Below are 16,018 nucleotides of genomic sequence, written 5' to 3'. Positions count from 1 at the left end.
CTGTAAAGCCTATAAGAATAGGGTAACTGATGGGGAGGGGAATTGTCAAGGGTTGGGGGAAATGAGGCGCGGCCGCAAGTGTTGAATAAAAAATCAAGTGTATAGCGATGTAACCCCCAAAATAATATGGTAACTGATGGGGAGGGTAGTTGTCAAGGGTTGGGGGGAATGAGGCGGGGGCGGGGGAGAGGGTGGCTAATTGACAAATTCGAGTATTTGATTGGCGGTAATTTGTGGTTGTTCGAGGTGGGGAACATGACCGCATTTGTCAATCCAGATAAGTTGACTGTTAGGGATAGCGGTTCGGAATTTATGGGCATCTTTGGTTCCCAAGATTTTGTCATTTTTGCCCCATAAAATTAAGGTGGGTTGTTGAATAGTATTTAAGCGATCGCCAAAAGCACCATAACCGCCACTTTTGGTAAACTCAATTAAACCGCGATTCCATAATGGTGATTGTAGATGCCACGCCGCGCATAACTGAGCATCACGGGAGGCGAGGCTTTTGTCAAAATAGGCGTTTTCGCTGATACTTTGGCGAACTTTAGGTTGTCGCAGAAATTCGGTGGCGAGATAGTCGAAGGGTGGAAATAAAAACTTGCCAGCGATAGGACCTTTATTGATTCCGGCACTATCAATAAGGACTAGAGATTGTACGGCTTGGGGATGATTGAGGGTAAAGTCGATGGCGGTAGCGCCTCCCATAGAAGCGCCAACTAAGATAACTGGTTGATTGATGGTAGATTGCCAGAAGGCGTAGAGATGGGCTAAGATATGAGTAGGATTAACGGTTAAATAAGGCGATCGCTGTGTAAAGCCAAAGCCGAATAGATCGACGGCCCAGGTTTCGGTGGAATTAGCTAATAGTGGTAAGAGTCGGCGAAACTCTAGGACGGAACTATCGAAACCGTGTAGGAGTAGAATGGGAGGCAGAGGCTGTCGGTTTCCTTGGCGGACATAGGTAGTGAGGATGGGTTGAGGGACAGCAGGGAGGGTTACGGGTTGAGCAATAATTGCTTGAGCGAGGGAGATAGAAGTTAATTCGGTGAGTGGTTCAGCCAGTGGGGGTAAATACTCAGGAAACATAAAAAGCGATGGCAATCAGTAATTCTAATCTAAACCAACGGGGATACGATCGCCCGACAAAATATCTGGGTATGGGAGTTTCATGGTAAAGAATAAACCCTATACTAGATAGGAAAGTAGTGTTGAGATTATCCTGTTATTGCTATGCTTAAAGCTCTGCTGGGCGATCCTAATGCCCGCAAAATCAAAAAATATCAGCCTGTAGTGACGGATGTTAATATCCTAGAGGAAGATGTGCGATCGCTCTCCGATGAAGGTCTAAAGGCGAAGACTGGGGAGTTTAAGGAGATGTTGGCGAAAGCCCAAAACCGGGGGGAAAGGGAACAAATCCTGGATGAAATTTTACCGTTAGCCTTTGCTGTAGTCAGGGAGGCTTCCCGACGGGTGTTAGGGATGCGGCACTTTGATGTTCAGGTGCTGGGGGGTATGATTTTACATAAGGGTGAAATTGCGGAGATGAAAACGGGGGAAGGAAAAACCCTGGTTTCGACCCTCCCGGCTTATCTGAATGGTTTATCAGGTCACGGGGTGCATATTATCACGGTTAATGATTATCTAGCCCGTCGTGATGCTGAGTGGATGGGACAGGTACACCGTTTTCTGGGGTTGAGTGTGGGATTAATCCAGCAGGGGATGGGTCCAGAGGAACGGAAAAAGAACTATAGCTGTGATATCACCTACGCCACTAACAGTGAGGTGGGGTTTGACTATTTGCGCGATAATATGGCGACCTCTATGGAAGAGGTGGTGCAGCGTCCTTTCAACTATTGCATTATTGACGAAGTGGACTCGGTGCTAATTGATGAGGCGCGGACTCCGTTGATTATCTCTGGTCAGGTAGAACGTCCCAGTGAGAAGTATATGAGGGCGGCGGAGGTGGCGAAGGCGCTACAGAAGGATAAAGATCATTATGAGGTGGACGAGAAGGCGCGTAATGTTCTGCTGACGGATGAGGGTTTTGCGGCGGCGGAAGAGTTTTTGGGGGTTAAGGATTTGTATGATCCTAATGACCCTTGGGCGCATTTTGTGTTTAATGCGTTGAAAGCAAAAGAATTGTTTATCAAGGATGTTAATTATATTGTTCGGGATGATGAAGTCGTTATTGTAGACGAGTTCACGGGACGGGTAATGCAGGGTCGCCGTTGGAGTGATGGCTTACACCAGGCGATTGAGGCTAAGGAAGCTGTGGAAATTCAGCCGGAAACTCAAACTCTGGCGACGATTACTTATCAAAATTTCTTTTTGCTATATCCTAAGTTGTCGGGGATGACGGGGACGGCGAAAACTGAGGAGGCGGAAATTGAGAAGATTTATAGTTTGCAGGTGACGGTGGTTCCGACTAACCGACCGACGGCTCGTGCGGATTTGTCGGATATGGTTTATAAAACTGAGCAGGGTAAATGGCTGGCGATCGCTACTGAATGCGCCCAAATGCACAATATGGGTAGACCTGTATTGGTGGGAACTACGAGCGTAGAAAAATCGGAGTTGCTTTCTGGTTTGTTATCACAGCAGGAGGTTCCCCATAACCTTTTGAATGCGAAGCCGGAGAATGTGGAAAGGGAATCGGAAATTGTGGCGCAAGCTGGTCGCAAAGGGGCTGTGACTATTGCTACTAATATGGCGGGGCGAGGAACTGATATTATCCTGGGGGGTAATGCTGATTATATGGCGCGGTTGAAGTTACGGGAGTATTTTATGCCCCGAATTGTGAAACCGCAAGATGAGCGAGAATTGGCTATCCCTCAAATCGGAGGGGGTCCCCGTCGTAATAAGCCCCAGGGTTTTGCTGCTGCTGATAAGCCGAAGGTGTGGAAGGTGGCGGCGGGGATTTTTCCGACGGAGTTGTCGGTAGATACTCAGGAGAAACTGCGATCGGCGGTAGATTTTGCGGTGTCGGTTTATGGGGAACGTAGTGTTCCTGAACTCCAGGCTGAGGATATCCTAGCTGTAGCCTCGGAAAAAGCTCCCACTACTGATGTGGTGGTTCAGCGGATACGGGAGGTTTATCAGGCTATTGTGGCTGAGTATGAGGTGTTTACTCATGAGGAACATAATGAGGTGGTGTCCCTGGGAGGATTGCACGTTATCGGTACAGAACGCCATGAGTCCCGTCGGGTGGATAACCAGTTGCGGGGAAGGGCTGGTCGTCAGGGAGACCCGGGTTCGACTCGCTTCTTTTTGAGTCTGGAAGATAATTTGCTGCGGATTTTTGGTGGTGAACGGGTGGCGGCGATGATGACGGCTTTTCAGGTGGAGGAGGATTTACCTATTGAGTCGAAGTTGTTGACGCGATCGCTGGAAAATGCCCAGAAAAAGGTAGAGACTTATTATTATGATATCCGTAAGCAGGTATTCGAGTACGACGAGGTGATGAATAATCAGCGTCGGGCTATTTATGCGGAACGCCGCCGGGTATTGGAGGGTCAGGATCTCAAGGAACAGGTGATTAAGTATGGGGAAAAGACGATGGATGATATCGTCGAGGCTTATATTAACCCGGATCTGCCTTCGGAAGAGTGGGATCTTGAGACTTTGGTGGCTAAGGTGAAGGAGTTTGTTTATTTACTGAAGGATCTGGCTGCTGAACAGTTGTTTGATATGACGGTTGAGGAGATTAAGACTTTCTTATATGAACAACTGCGTAATGCTTATGATATTAAGGAGGCTCAGGTAAATCAGATTCGCCCTGGACTGATGCGGGATGCGGAAAGGTTTTTTATTCTCCAACAAATTGATAGTCTGTGGCGGGAGCATTTGCAACAAATGGATGCTTTGCGGGAGTCTGTGGGTCTGCGGGGCTATGGTCAAAAAGACCCGCTGGTGGAGTACAAGCGGGAGGGTTACGAACTTTTCCTGGATATGATGACGGATATTCGCCGGAATGTGATTTACTCGATGTTCCAGTTTCAGCCTCAGCCAGCGGTGGCGTAATTGGGGAATGCCCTTGACAATCTCGGAAAATAGTATATATTGGTTGTCAAGTGTGAGGAGTAAGGTTTGAAGGAAGAGGTACTTGGGGTCGAAACTCGGCCAGACTCCCAAGTGCCTTTTCCGTTTTTAAGGATTAAAACCGAGGACGTTTTAGCCAGTTTCGCAAGTTATCCCACCAGAGACGAGGATGGTCGCTGGGTCGTATTTGAGAATTAGCCATAGACAAGAGCAGGGGAACACCCCCAACCCGCGCCGCCATGAGAACATGAAGGGCGATCGCCACAATCATAATTCCCCAAGCTACCAGGTGGATATTATACCACAAATGATGTGTTTCTCCTACCCTCAGCCAGTTTTCGTCCTGGAATTTGCCAGAAATGACGGCTAGGGCTAGGGCTAATAGGGCTATGGTGTTGGTGATACGATGGAGGGTGTACCACCAGATAGGCTGTGGGGTGCGTTTGAGTTGGGCTAGGGTGTCAGGTTGGATGAGGCGTTTTTTCCCCTGGCGTAGGCTGTAGTAGGTGAAGGCTAAGGCCATAAAGAATAGGAAAAATCCCCAGGTTCCATGAATGTCGATTAGGTTGCTATCTTCGGGGATTAACCAGAGAGTCCCGAAACGGCGATCGTAGCTTTGGTAAACGAGATAGCCAGTGATAATACATCCACATACTAAAAGGCTATTTAAGCCGTGTAACAGGCGAAATAGGAAGGGTTGGTAGGGTTTGGAATCGCTCATAACTTTTTGAGTTTCTTTATCAATAGTATAGTAAGGTTTTAAGATGAGTTGGGCAATGGGTATAATTATCCTTTGCTATCTGTGTGATTTGGGCAGGAAAAGCAGTAATCTATAATGAGAAAGGCTATTACAATAGGGTAGATTCTGTGGTTTTCTCAGACCATGAAGTTTCGATTAATTTGAAGGTTAATCCTAAGCTGTGGCAGGATTTCCAGCAACGTTGTGCGACCTATCAAATGTCCCCTGAACAGGTGTTAGTTGGGTTCATCAAAATTTATCTGGCACCTCTGGATCATCAGGTGGCGATCGCCTTTTCCCCGGGTTTAGAGGGAAGAATGGATCTCAATATCACACAAATTATTGAAGATTATTTGCAACAAAATCTGGAACCCCAAATTCAGGATATATTGCAGAATTATATAGACTCAAAACCGAGCGATCGCCCCTCTGCACCCCCGCCGTCAGCGTCCCCGGCTAGTAAGTTATCCAATAAGTTATCAAAACCTTCCCTACCATCACCACCAAAACCATCAGCAAAAGAAGTTGATTCTCGCTTAAAAACTGGCAAGGAATTAGCCGAGATTTTGGGAGTTTCTGCGCCTTATATTACCACTTTAAACCGCCTAGGAGAACTACATAAACGGGGATGGCAAGATTCTGGTCAAAGACGAGGAAAAACTATCTTATATGAACCGGTATCGCCGCCTTAATTTTCCCCCAGAATATCGATGGAATTTTAGCCGCAATTTCCCCATGCTCATTGGGGCGGGTTCTGGTCTCCATATCGGGAGGAGATTAGTTTAGGGAGATGGAGTTAGAGGGAATATAAGAGGCATAAATTATTGGCGATCGCATTTTCGTCATCAATCAAAACCGCCACAGCAATATAGGGTTTTCCCTACTCATGGGGTACAGCCCACTTCCAGAGAAGCTGCTCTAGCAATATCCCAGGCGATCGCCTATAGTAACCATGGCGTTAACCTTATTTATGGGAAAATGTTAGGTAATATATCTAAGAAGTAGACCATGAAAACTTTTGATTGGATTGTAATTGGTGCGGGAATTGCTGGTGCTTCCCTGAGTTATGAATTAGCCAAAACCGGATTTTCGGTGATGTTAATAGATCAGTTTCCGACTCCAGAAAATGCTACGCGCTACAGTTATGGAGGACTCGCTTATTGGGCGGGTTATAATGATCTAACCTATCAATTGTGTCAACAGGGACGAGAACGCCATCAGGTTTTATCAGAGGAGTTAGGGGTTGATACGCAGTTGCGGGAAGTGGATCTAGTGTTAACAGTCCCCAGAGATACTGACCCGGAAACCATAGCAGCTAATTATCCCCCCTTTGTGACTCCTCCTAGGTGGGTGGATACTCCAACGGCTTGCGAATTAGAACCGCTGCTCAACCCGGAGGAAATAGCTGGTGCGTTTACGGTGCGCCATGGTCACATTTTACCAGAGGCTTTAAACCAAGGATATGTAAATGGTTTACAACGGTTAGGGGGGACTGTCAAAATTGGCATAGTTTCTGATTTAATCAGAGTGGGAAATCGGATAACTGGTGTGATTGCAGATGGGGAAAATTTATCGGCTGCTAATGTGGTTGTTTGTGCGGGAGGGATGAGTCGGGAACTGTTAAAAGCAGCGGGAATTAAAGTTAAAATACATTTTACACATACGGAAGTTTTAGAAACCCCAAAATTGCCCCCAAAACTCAGAACTGTGGTGATGTCGGCGACTATGCCACGATTTGGGCTGGAGGCGATCGCTACTCAGCCGGAACTAGAAGAGTTGTGGGATGAACCCCATCAGGAATTAGCACCATTTATTATAGACCCTAGTGCTGTACAATTGTTAGATGGTCGTTTGAGAATCGGGCAACCTTCGCGAACTTTGAGTAATCCGAAGGCGGTGATTAATCAGGGGGAAAGTGAGGCGACTATCCGAGAGGCGATCGCCAAAATTTTACCAAGTTTAGCAGATTTGCCAGCCACTTGGTATCACTGTTTAGTAGCATTTACCGGGGATGGTTTACCCATGATAGGTGCGATACCAAATTGGTCAGGAATCCATGTATTTTCAGGCTTTAGTAATCCCTTAGTATTTGTGCCACCGTTAGCCCAACGCTATGGGGAGTATTTAGCTGGAAAAGCCGATCCTATATTTGAGCAATTATCTCCCAGTCGCTCGAATGTTAAATATAGTGATATTAACGGCGGTTAATCACTCATACCCTAATCTAGCAGGGAGTTCAGTTATGTCTAGCCCAGGGGGAAACACATTAACAAACATTAACACAAATTAAGTATTCAGTCTCAAGATTTAACTGGCAAAGGTTCAGTTTTATGGCAGAATAAGTGTAGTCCCAATGGGTTAGCGTTGGATCATTTTTATGGCTAAGTTTGTTTTTATTACAGGTGGGGTCGTCTCCAGTATCGGTAAGGGAATTGTGGCCGCGAGTTTAGGGCGTTTGCTAAAATCGCGTAACTATTCTGTATCCATCCTCAAGTTAGATCCCTATATTAACGTTGATCCGGGAACCATGAGTCCGTTTCAGCATGGGGAGGTGTTTGTTACCCAAGATGGGGCAGAAACTGATTTAGACTTGGGACATTATGAAAGATTTACTGACACTTCTATGTCCCGCCTAAATAGTGTGACAGCGGGGGCGATTTATCAAGCTGTAATCAATAAAGAGAGACGGGGGGACTATCATGGGGGAACAGTCCAGGTGATCCCCCATATTACCAATGAGTGTAAGGAACGTATCCATAGGGTAGCCAAAAATACACACTCAGATGTGGTCATTACAGAAGTTGGTGGAACCGTGGGGGATATCGAGTCTTTACCGTTTTTAGAGGCGATCCGACAATTTCGGAAGGATGTGGGCCGCAAAAATGTGGTGTATCTCCATGTTACCTTAATGCCTTTTATTAGTGCGGCGGGGGAGATGAAAACTAAACCGACTCAACATTCTGTGAAGGAATTGCGATCAATTGGTATTCAACCAGATATTCTGGTTTGTAGGTGCGATCGCCCTTTACCTATGGGGATAAAGGAGAAGGTCTCGGAGTTTTGTGATGTAGAGGTAGAGAGTGTGATTACAGCCCAAGATGCTGATAGCATTTACGAAGTACCCCTAATTTTGGAAAAAGAAGGACTCGCCCAGCAAACCTTGGAACTTCTGAAATTGGAACAGCGACAGCCAGATCTGAGTTCTTGGCAAACTCTTGTCGATCGCCTCTATCATACCCAAAGAGGTGGATTTCCGGGCATGGAACCGACTACGGTAGAAATTGCGATCGTCGGTAAATACATCCAGTTAAGCGATGCTTACCTGTCGGTAGTAGAAGCGGCGCGCCATGCAGCAATTGATGTGGGAACTGAAGTCAATCTCAGATGGGTCAATTCAGAAGACCTACAAACTGATGATGTAGAATTAGCCCTGAAAGAAGTTCACGGTATTATTGTCCCTGGGGGCTTTGGGGTCAGGGGAATTGATGGTAAAATTGCAGCGATTCGTTATGCCAGAGAACATCAAATCCCGTTTTTAGGTCTATGCTTAGGGATGCAATGTTCTATTATCGAATGGGCGCGTTATTGTGCCGGATTACCGAATGCAGATAGTGCCGAATTTGATCCAAACACCCCTAACCCGGTAATTAACTTATTACCAGAACAGCAGGATGTTGTCGATCTCGGTGGAACTATGCGTTTAGGGTTATATCCTTGTAGGTTACAGCCTGATACCCTCGCCTCTAAACTGTACGATCAGGAAGTGGTTTATGAACGCCACCGCCATCGCTATGAGTTTAATAATGCCTATCGGAGTCTATTTTTGGAAACCGGTTATATGATTAGTGGTACATCTCCAGATGGTCGCTTGGTAGAAATTATTGAATTTCCCCAGCATCCATTTTTCATTGCTACCCAATTTCATCCTGAGTTCCAGTCTCGACCTAATACTCCCCACCCCCTGTTTAAAGGGTTAATTAAAGCCGCTTGTCATCTCTTAGAGAAAGACAAGAAAACCACCTTGGGGTCAGAGAGTAAACCCCCAGCGGTAGTCAATAATTCCGCTGATAAGTCCTAGAAATTAACGCCCGCCAATTGAATTTATCAGTTGGTTAGGGCGGATTTTTGGTAATCTATCATGCTGCCTGCATTTTTCCGAATACTAATTATGGCAAGAATCACAGGTTTGAGGTAATCTTGTGGCGCACTGGATTAAACTGATCTATGAAAGAGAAACCTATATTATCGATCTCCATAGCATCGGTGCATTTTGTTTTGGCTTAAATAATCGCCTAACCTTCTGGTTAAAAGATGGTAACTATCCTATTGTCATTCATCCAAAAACTCACCCAGAAACCTATCAAATTATTCTCGATTACATCAAAAAACAAACAGCAGAAAGTCCAGCCACCGGGTTTTGGATTAAGTTTAATTATGACCGCAATGAATATATAATTGATTTAAGTCGTATCCAAGTATTTAGCTGTGATGGTACTCAGCGGATTGTATTTTGGTTGGCGAATACCCATGAACAGGTAGTGATTAATCGCCACAGCAACCCCGGTACTTATCAAAGAATTCAAGATTATATCTATAAAACTACTGGCTATTCAGTCCCATAAATCGCTAACTATAAAAAAAAGATTAAAACTTATCAGTTGTGGTGTCTAGGTGTCCTACAGTGTGAAACTGCCATCGACTTTGTGGGTAGAGATTCCGGAAAACAAATGATATCTTAAATGATTCCAAAATGCAGAATTTAACTGAGCAGGACTTATGGATAAATTATGTTAATGGTCAACGAGATTTTTTCAAAATTGAAATAGTCAAAGCCAACTTATTTGAAGTGGATTTGCGGAATATTAATCTGGTAGCCAGTCGATTAATTAAAGTATATATGCCTTATGGGAATTTAAGTCATGCTAATTTGAGCAATACGGAGATTCTGGAGAGTGAATTTGGGGATGTGAAACTGAACCAGGTGAATTTATCTGATGCTTGCCTATCCCATAGTAATTTTTATCGCGCTAATCTACGCTATAGTAACTTACAGAGGGCTCAATTGTCTGATGTGAATTTACAAGCGGCAGACCTGTATAATGCGGATTTACGAAATGCTTACCTAGTCAATGTTGATCTACAGGGTGCTAATCTGGAAGGGGCGCAGATAGAAAATACTATATTTATTGGTTGTAACCTGTTTCGGGCTAAGGGAGTTAATCTATCTCCTGAACAATGCGATCGCACTATTGGTCCTAATGGATTTACACAAGGATAGTCAAATTTAAGCGACTCAAGGCTCGGAATAATTTATAATCGAATCGGCATCAAAATTCCGAACTCTATAGCATCCAGTGTCAGAGCAATTTAAAACTTACTTATCCTTCCCCAAACTATTAGAGGGAAATAGCCCAGACCTAGACTGGGAAGGCACCTTGACGGATTTACCAACTTATCATTTTGGTGTAAAATCAGATAGCTCGGTGTCAGAAGTAGTCCGACAATTTCAGCGTCACGCTTTACTACCTGGGGTATTGATTTGGGAAGACATAGAATCAGAGGAACCTCAATTAGTGGGTCTGCTTTCCCGACGACAATTATTAGAGTTTTTCATCCGACCTCAAGGGGGAGAAATGTTGGCAAGTCAATCCTTGGGAGTTTGTTATAGTTATGGGGGTTTCCCGATGCTAGTCTTACCGGAAACCATGACCATTTTAGAGGCGGCGCGCTATGCTAGAAGGCGATCGCCAGAACTAATTGCCGAACCCATTGTGGTAGCTCATCCAGGAAATCCAGCCATTCCCTACTCTATTTTAAATATTGATGATCTCAATATTGCCCATTGGCAAATTAGAGGTATTGAAACCCAAGTGCGTTATGAACGCAGCCAGATCCAAATGATTCAGAGTGAAAAAATGAGTAACCTAGGGCGCTTAGTAGATGGTGTCGCCCACGAAATCTTAGATCCGGTGGGATTTATTTGGGGTAATCTTACCCATTTAAATGAATACGCCCAAGGGTTAATGGAGTTATTATCTGCCTATGAACAGCATTTTCCCCAAGTGCCGCCAGAGATTGAAGCTAAACAGGAGGAGATAGAATTAGACTTTGTGCGATCGGATTTACCGCGAGTAGTTGCTAGTATTAATGGGGGAGCCGATCGCCTAAATCGATTAGCAACCAGCTTACAGAACTTCTGTCATATTGATAATGTCCACCCCAAGCCAGCAGATTTGCAAGGGTCTTTGGATAGTATTGTCTTGTTAATCCAAAGCAAAATCAAAGGAGAAATCGAAATTATTCGCCACTATGGGCAAGTTCCGCCCGTTTCCTGCTATATTGGACAGTTAAATCAGGTGTTTATGAATATTCTGACCAATGCTGTTAATGCTCTGATTGATCGGGCGGTGAGACAGGACTGGGTAGACGAGTTCGGGCCAGCCCTTCGGATTCAAAGAAGCGATCGCCCCCGCATTGAAATTACTATCAAAGTTAGTGCCATGAAGGACGACCCAGAAAATCCCCCTAGGGGTCAGTTCAATCAGGAGTCCTGGGTTTTAATTAAAATAAGTGATAATGGTCCGGGGATGTCATTGTCGCAGTCGAAGAAAATTCTGGAGTCCTTCTCAGCCCATCGTCGCGCTGACAAAGAAACCAGTTTAGGGTTAAGCTATCAAATTGTCACCGCCAAACACGGAGGCAAGCTGAATCTGCGATCGCAACTGGGTGTAGGCACAGAATTTGAAATTTGGCTTCCCCTAACCTAAATCTAAATTAAATCCCCTTTGATCACCTGTAATCATCATGCTCTGGACATCAATTTTTAGCCATTTCACAAGTCGCCCTAAACGCCTAATCAGGCCATTAGGTGGATTACTACTGACCCTCCCCATGTTGGTGAGTCTGACGGGTGTGCGTCAACCTGCATTCGCCCAAGCCCTATTACCTTACACCCTGCAAGTAGACTCAGAACATTTACAACAAACCGGAGAGGGTTTAATTGAAGAAGCCGCCCAACTCACGCGATTTCAGCAATACCAACTCGCCCTACCCCGTGCTGAATTAGCCACCCAATTAGCACCCAACAACTACCAAACCTGGGCTTTATTAGGTAGTCTGTATATCCAGGTCGATCGCACAGAAGCCGGAATTGAAGCCCTAAACAGAGCCCAAGCCTTAGCCCCTGACAACCCAGCAATTAGGTTTGTTTTAGGGGAGGCTTATTTTCGCAAAGGAGAGTATCAGAGGTCTGTCGAGCAAATCCAACAGGGTTTAAGAATCAATCCTAATGTTCCCGGAGCCTTGTTTGATTTAGGTAATGCCTATTTTCAACTGGGACAATTTGAGCAAGCGATCGCCCAATACGAAGAAGCCTATAAACAGGAGAGACTCCTCTGGCCAGCAATTAATAATATTGGTTTAGTGGAATACGAACTCGGTAAAACCGATTCAGCAGTGCAGCGTTGGGAAGAGGCTTTTGCCATTGATGAAACCGCCGCCGAGCCGCTGTTAGCCATTGCTGTCGCCCTTTATCAACAAGGTGACACCGAGAGGGCTCTAACCTTGGGAGAACAAGCCCTGCAACTAGATAGTCGTTATGCAGAGCTTGAATTTCTCCGAGAAAACCTCTGGGGCGATCGCCTTATGGAGGATGCTCGGACTTTTCTTTCCACACCTCGGATGCGACAAACCATCAGCCGACTCTAAGGATAGCATAGCTAATCCTTGGGGAGGAGCGACTTAATTTTATTGACAAATTCTTGATGATCAATGACAGGTTTGGAAATATAGTCGTCAGCCCCACTTTCGGCCAAAAAATCTTCGCGATCGCCCGCCATAGCGTGGGCGGTCACTAGAATAATTGGTAACTTAGCTGTATCTGGATCAGCCTTGAGCAACTGGGTAATTTTAATCCCATCGACTGCTTTACCCAGATACACACTGCGAGCCAATGACACATCCATCAAAATCAGGTCAGCCTCTTTAGTGCGAGCTATCTGCATTACTTCGTCTACGTTTTCAGTGTGCTTAACCGCTAATCCCCCTCGTTTGCTCAAAATTTTGGCAAAAACGCGGGCATTAACCGGATCGTCTTCTACAATCAGAACGGTCTTCATTCAGAGTCTCCGCTGGACATACTCTCCAGTTACGATGTGCAATCATAACACGAGGTTGATAGTATTGGGCGAACCCAAAAAATCCCCGTCTGATCTCATTATGACCGCAAAACAGGAACTTGAACTTGATTAAATGCCCAATTGCATCGCCAAATTTTGCTCCAAACCGGGCAACATTGCAGTTAACCTAAAATAGTAGGCTCCGAAATCGTCTTTAACTCAGGTGTTGAAATCCCTAGAGTGTCCCAAATATTAAAATTGCTAAACCCTAAAATCGATCCAACTCATGGCTAAACAGTTAAATTTTCTTTGCGGGGAAGTGATACCCACATCATTAACCAATGAAATGCAGCAATCGTACCTCGAATACGCCATGAGTGTAATTGTGGGGCGAGCGCTACCAGATGTCCGAGACGGCTTAAAACCAGTACACCGTCGCATATTATATGCGATGCACGAACTAGGGCTAACACCCGATCGCCCTTATCGTAAGTGTGCGCGGGTAGTTGGGGACGTATTAGGAAAATACCACCCCCACGGCGACCAGTCGGTATATGATGCTCTAGTGCGGTTAGTGCAAGAGTTTTCTAGTCGTTATCCGTTATTGGCGGGTCACGGTAACTTTGGTTCGGTAGATAACGACCCTCCCGCCGCCATGAGGTATACAGAAACCCGGTTAGCTACTATCGGTAATGAGGGACTGCTGACCCAGGTAGGAGAAGCCACGGTTGACTTTACCAGTAACTTTGACAATTCCCAACAAGAACCCACAGTTCTCCCGGCGCAGCTACCGTTTTTAATCCTCAATGGTAGCTCTGGGATAGCAGTAGGTATGGCGACTAATATTCCTCCCCACAATTTAGGGGAGGTGGTCGATGGCTTAATCGCCTTAATTGATAATCCCGACCTTTGCGATCAGAAGTTAATGCAACTGATTCCGGGACCGGACTTTCCCACTGGGGGGGAAATTATCGCCACAGAAGGCATTAAAGAAGCCTACACCTCCGGGCGAGGTAGTATTGTGATGCGGGGGGTGGCGAAAATTGAGCAGGTACCTACATCGGGTCGTAAACGCACTAAAAATGCCATTGTGGTCACGGAATTACCTTTTCAGGTAAATAAGGCGGGATGGATTGAAAAGGTGGCTGCTTTGGTGAATGCGGGTAAATTGGAGGGGATTTCTGATATCCGAGACGAAAGCGATCGCGAAGGAATTAGAGTTGTGATCGAACTGAAACGGGAAGCCACCCCAGAAGTGGTGCTGCATAATCTCTATCAGCACACGGATTTGATGTCGAAATTTGGGGCGATTTTCCTGGCTTTGGTCAACAGTCAACCTCGACAACTGAGCCTGAAACAAATCCTGGAGGAATTTTTAGGGTTTCGTGAACAAACTCTCCTGCGTCGCTATAGATCGGAGTTAGAAATAGCCGAACGTCGGGAGCATTTGGTGGGAGGCTTACTCAAGGCTTTATCAGCTTTGGATGAGGTGATCGATATTTTGCGAAATGCTCCCGATGGTAGTTCTGCTAAAATGTCCCTAGAAACTCGTTTAGATTTCAGTACCGAGCAAGCTGACGCAATTCTAGCTATGCCGCTGAGACGATTGACGGGGTTGGAGGGGAAAAAGTTGCAGGAGGAAGCCACGGAGTTGGCGGCGCAAATTCAGCGCCTGCGCCGTTTATTATCAGAGCGATCGGAGTTATTAAAATCCCTCAAAAAGGAATTGCGATCGCTTAAACGTCGATACTCAGATCCACGTCGGACTCGCATTGTTTCTTCAGAGTCCCAGGAATCTCAGTCTGTGTCCGCCCGGTCTTCTAAGGGGGTGCATCCCCCCTCAAAAGCTACTGAATCCAAGATTTTACGCCCCCAATTACCGGCGGTAGAAGAGACTTTGGTCGAAATGACCCTGAGAGGATATGTGCGACGAGTGACTCCCCACAACTTGTCTCGTCCCCAGTCCCGTGAGGATATTACGATTGAGGCGATCGATGATTTTCCCGTCACCTCTTATCTAACTACCACTGCGGAAACTCTGGTTATTATTAACCGCATGGGTAAGGCTTACCCCTTGAATGTGGCTGATATCCCCAGTGTTTCTCTCAAGTCCCGTGGTGTCCCCTTAATTACCTTATTATCTCCCTCCGCCACCAAAGATGCCAGTACCCGCCCTCAAGATTTGATTGTGGCTGCGTTTTTGGGGGCGGGTTTACAAAGCTCTCCGGTGCGACCAAAAACTGATGCTGACCAGCGTGAGCGCGCTTTTTCCGATCAGACTGATTTAATCATGCTATCCGCAGAGGGAAAGATTAAGCGCTTATCCGGGACTGATTTCATGGATTTGAGCGCTAGGGGAATTACCGTAATGAAACTCAAGGATAATGATGAGTTAAGTTATGCTAATCTGGCTGCTACAGGCGATCAAGTGGTTTTGGCGACCTCTGGGGGGCGGCTGTTGCGTTTGGATATTAATGCTGACCAGATCCCCGTCATGGGACGCACGGCTCAGGGTTCTGTGGCTACCCGACTCCGAAAAAATGAACAGTTGGTGGGCTGTATTACTCTGTCATCAACTGGTGAGTTGAACAACAAGTTTATTCTGTTGGTTTCAGAACAAGGGTATTTTAAACGGATTTCTCTACAAAGTCTCCAACGTTCTCGTCGAGGGGGAATTGGTACTCAGATGTTACAGTTTCACTCCCGCAATGATGCTTGTCGGGGGTTGGTGGCGACTACTCCCGGTGAGGCTATCTATTGTTTAACCAGTGAAAATCGTATGGTAACTTTAGTTCCTGATGTGGTTCCGGTTTGGGGTAAGGATGGTCATGGCGATCGCATGGTGGAATTGAGGTCTGGGGAACGGATTTTGTCGGTAGTTAGCCCCATTTATGGTACAACAATCGAGGGTTAATCACTGGGAGCGATCGTTTAGTTTAGTAGGTTGGGTGGAGGAACGAAACCCAACTTTACCATCTCTAACCCTACAAGGTTTACTGTTGGGTTTCACCCAACCTACAAGTTAGTAGGTTGGGTGGAGGAACGAAACCCAACCCTACCATCTCTAACCCTACAAGGTTTACTGTTGGGTTTCACCCAACCTACAAGGTTTACTGTTGGGTTT

The 16,018-nt window shown here is 45.8% G+C and carries 12 protein-coding genes; 9 read left to right on the top strand and 3 right to left on the bottom strand.

Annotation, left to right across the window (positions count from 1 at the left end; genetic code table 11):
• Positions 1-195 precede the first annotated feature (195 nt).
• Positions 196-1,086, bottom strand: a complete 891-nt coding sequence (locus tag P5674_RS15520; protein ID WP_014276736.1) for an alpha/beta fold hydrolase — start codon at positions 1,084-1,086, stop codon at positions 196-198.
• A 144-nt stretch (positions 1,087-1,230) separates the two neighbouring features.
• On the opposite strand from P5674_RS15520, the gene secA reads away from it, so the two are divergent.
• Complete coding sequence (gene secA, locus P5674_RS15515) at positions 1,231-4,020, top strand: preprotein translocase subunit SecA (RefSeq protein WP_315670083.1); 2,790 nt, start codon at positions 1,231-1,233, stop codon at positions 4,018-4,020.
• Between the two features lie 133 nt (positions 4,021-4,153).
• Here secA and P5674_RS15510 read toward each other — a convergent pair whose 3' ends face one another.
• Complete coding sequence (locus tag P5674_RS15510; protein WP_006618164.1) at positions 4,154-4,759, bottom strand: cytochrome b/b6 domain-containing protein; 606 nt, start codon at positions 4,757-4,759, stop codon at positions 4,154-4,156.
• A 146-nt stretch (positions 4,760-4,905) separates the two neighbouring features.
• Here P5674_RS15510 and P5674_RS15505 point away from each other — a divergent pair, with 146 nt between their 5' ends.
• From P5674_RS15505 to P5674_RS15475, 7 genes are all read left to right on the top strand, one after another.
• A complete protein-coding gene (locus P5674_RS15505; protein ID WP_014276734.1) occupies positions 4,906-5,469 on the top strand; it encodes a hypothetical protein in 564 nt (187 codons plus the stop codon).
• Between the two features lie 316 nt (positions 5,470-5,785).
• Positions 5,786-6,985: an NAD(P)/FAD-dependent oxidoreductase gene (locus P5674_RS15500; RefSeq protein WP_006618166.1), complete on the top strand. Its 1,200-nt coding sequence runs from the start codon at positions 5,786-5,788 to the stop codon at positions 6,983-6,985.
• 169 nt (positions 6,986-7,154) lie between these two features.
• Positions 7,155-8,855, top strand: a complete 1,701-nt coding sequence (locus P5674_RS15495) for a CTP synthase (RefSeq protein WP_006618167.1) — start codon at positions 7,155-7,157, stop codon at positions 8,853-8,855.
• 121 nt (positions 8,856-8,976) lie between these two features.
• Positions 8,977-9,399 carry a hypothetical protein gene (locus tag P5674_RS15490; protein WP_006618168.1) on the top strand — a complete coding sequence of 141 codons (423 nt, stop codon included), beginning with the start codon at positions 8,977-8,979 and terminating at the stop codon, positions 9,397-9,399.
• 128 nt (positions 9,400-9,527) lie between these two features.
• The gene (locus P5674_RS15485) at positions 9,528-10,055 is read left to right on the top strand and encodes a pentapeptide repeat-containing protein (RefSeq protein ID WP_006618169.1); all 528 of its coding nucleotides are present in this window, start codon (positions 9,528-9,530) and stop codon (positions 10,053-10,055) included.
• A 76-nt stretch (positions 10,056-10,131) separates the two neighbouring features.
• A complete protein-coding gene (locus P5674_RS15480; protein WP_006618170.1) occupies positions 10,132-11,544 on the top strand; it encodes a sensor histidine kinase in 1,413 nt (470 codons plus the stop codon).
• A gap of 88 nt (positions 11,545-11,632) precedes the next feature.
• Entirely contained in the window at positions 11,633-12,484 is an 852-nt protein-coding gene (locus tag P5674_RS15475; protein WP_434057613.1) for a tetratricopeptide repeat protein, read from the top strand.
• A gap of 11 nt (positions 12,485-12,495) precedes the next feature.
• Here P5674_RS15475 and P5674_RS15470 read toward each other — a convergent pair whose 3' ends face one another.
• On the bottom strand, positions 12,496-12,894 hold the full coding sequence (locus P5674_RS15470) for a response regulator (protein ID WP_006618172.1): 399 nt from the start codon (positions 12,892-12,894) through the stop codon (positions 12,496-12,498).
• A 286-nt stretch (positions 12,895-13,180) separates the two neighbouring features.
• Between P5674_RS15470 and P5674_RS15465 the strand changes: the two genes are divergently transcribed.
• Positions 13,181-15,808 (top strand): DNA gyrase/topoisomerase IV subunit A, encoded by a 2,628-nt coding sequence (locus tag P5674_RS15465; RefSeq protein ID WP_006618173.1) that lies wholly within the window; start codon positions 13,181-13,183, stop codon positions 15,806-15,808.
• The last annotated feature ends 210 nt before the right edge of the window (positions 15,809-16,018 follow it).

Source organism: Limnospira sp. PMC 289.06 (assembly GCF_032350395.1).
GTDB lineage: Bacteria > Cyanobacteriota > Cyanobacteriia > Cyanobacteriales > Microcoleaceae > Limnospira > Limnospira platensis.
Note: the sequence above shows the minus strand (reverse complement) of the source record. Positions and strands in the feature narration are given on the sequence as shown.

Excerpts from the sequence above, each read along its gene's own strand:
- secA (WP_315670083.1), top strand. The coding sequence starts at position 1,231 with ATGCTTAAAGCTCTGCTGGGCGATCCTAATGCCCGCAAAATCAAAAAA.
- P5674_RS15495 (WP_006618167.1), top strand. The coding sequence starts at position 7,155 with ATGGCTAAGTTTGTTTTTATTACAGGTGGGGTCGTCTCCAGTATCGGT.
- P5674_RS15520 (WP_014276736.1), bottom strand. The coding sequence starts at position 1,086 with ATGTTTCCTGAGTATTTACCCCCACTGGCTGAACCACTCACCGAATTA.
- P5674_RS15470 (WP_006618172.1), bottom strand. The coding sequence starts at position 12,894 with ATGAAGACCGTTCTGATTGTAGAAGACGATCCGGTTAATGCCCGCGTT.
- P5674_RS15500 (WP_006618166.1), top strand. The coding sequence starts at position 5,786 with ATGAAAACTTTTGATTGGATTGTAATTGGTGCGGGAATTGCTGGTGCT.
- P5674_RS15510 (WP_006618164.1), bottom strand. The coding sequence starts at position 4,759 with ATGAGCGATTCCAAACCCTACCAACCCTTCCTATTTCGCCTGTTACAC.
- P5674_RS15465 (WP_006618173.1), top strand. The coding sequence starts at position 13,181 with ATGGCTAAACAGTTAAATTTTCTTTGCGGGGAAGTGATACCCACATCA.
- P5674_RS15485 (WP_006618169.1), top strand. The coding sequence starts at position 9,528 with ATGCAGAATTTAACTGAGCAGGACTTATGGATAAATTATGTTAATGGT.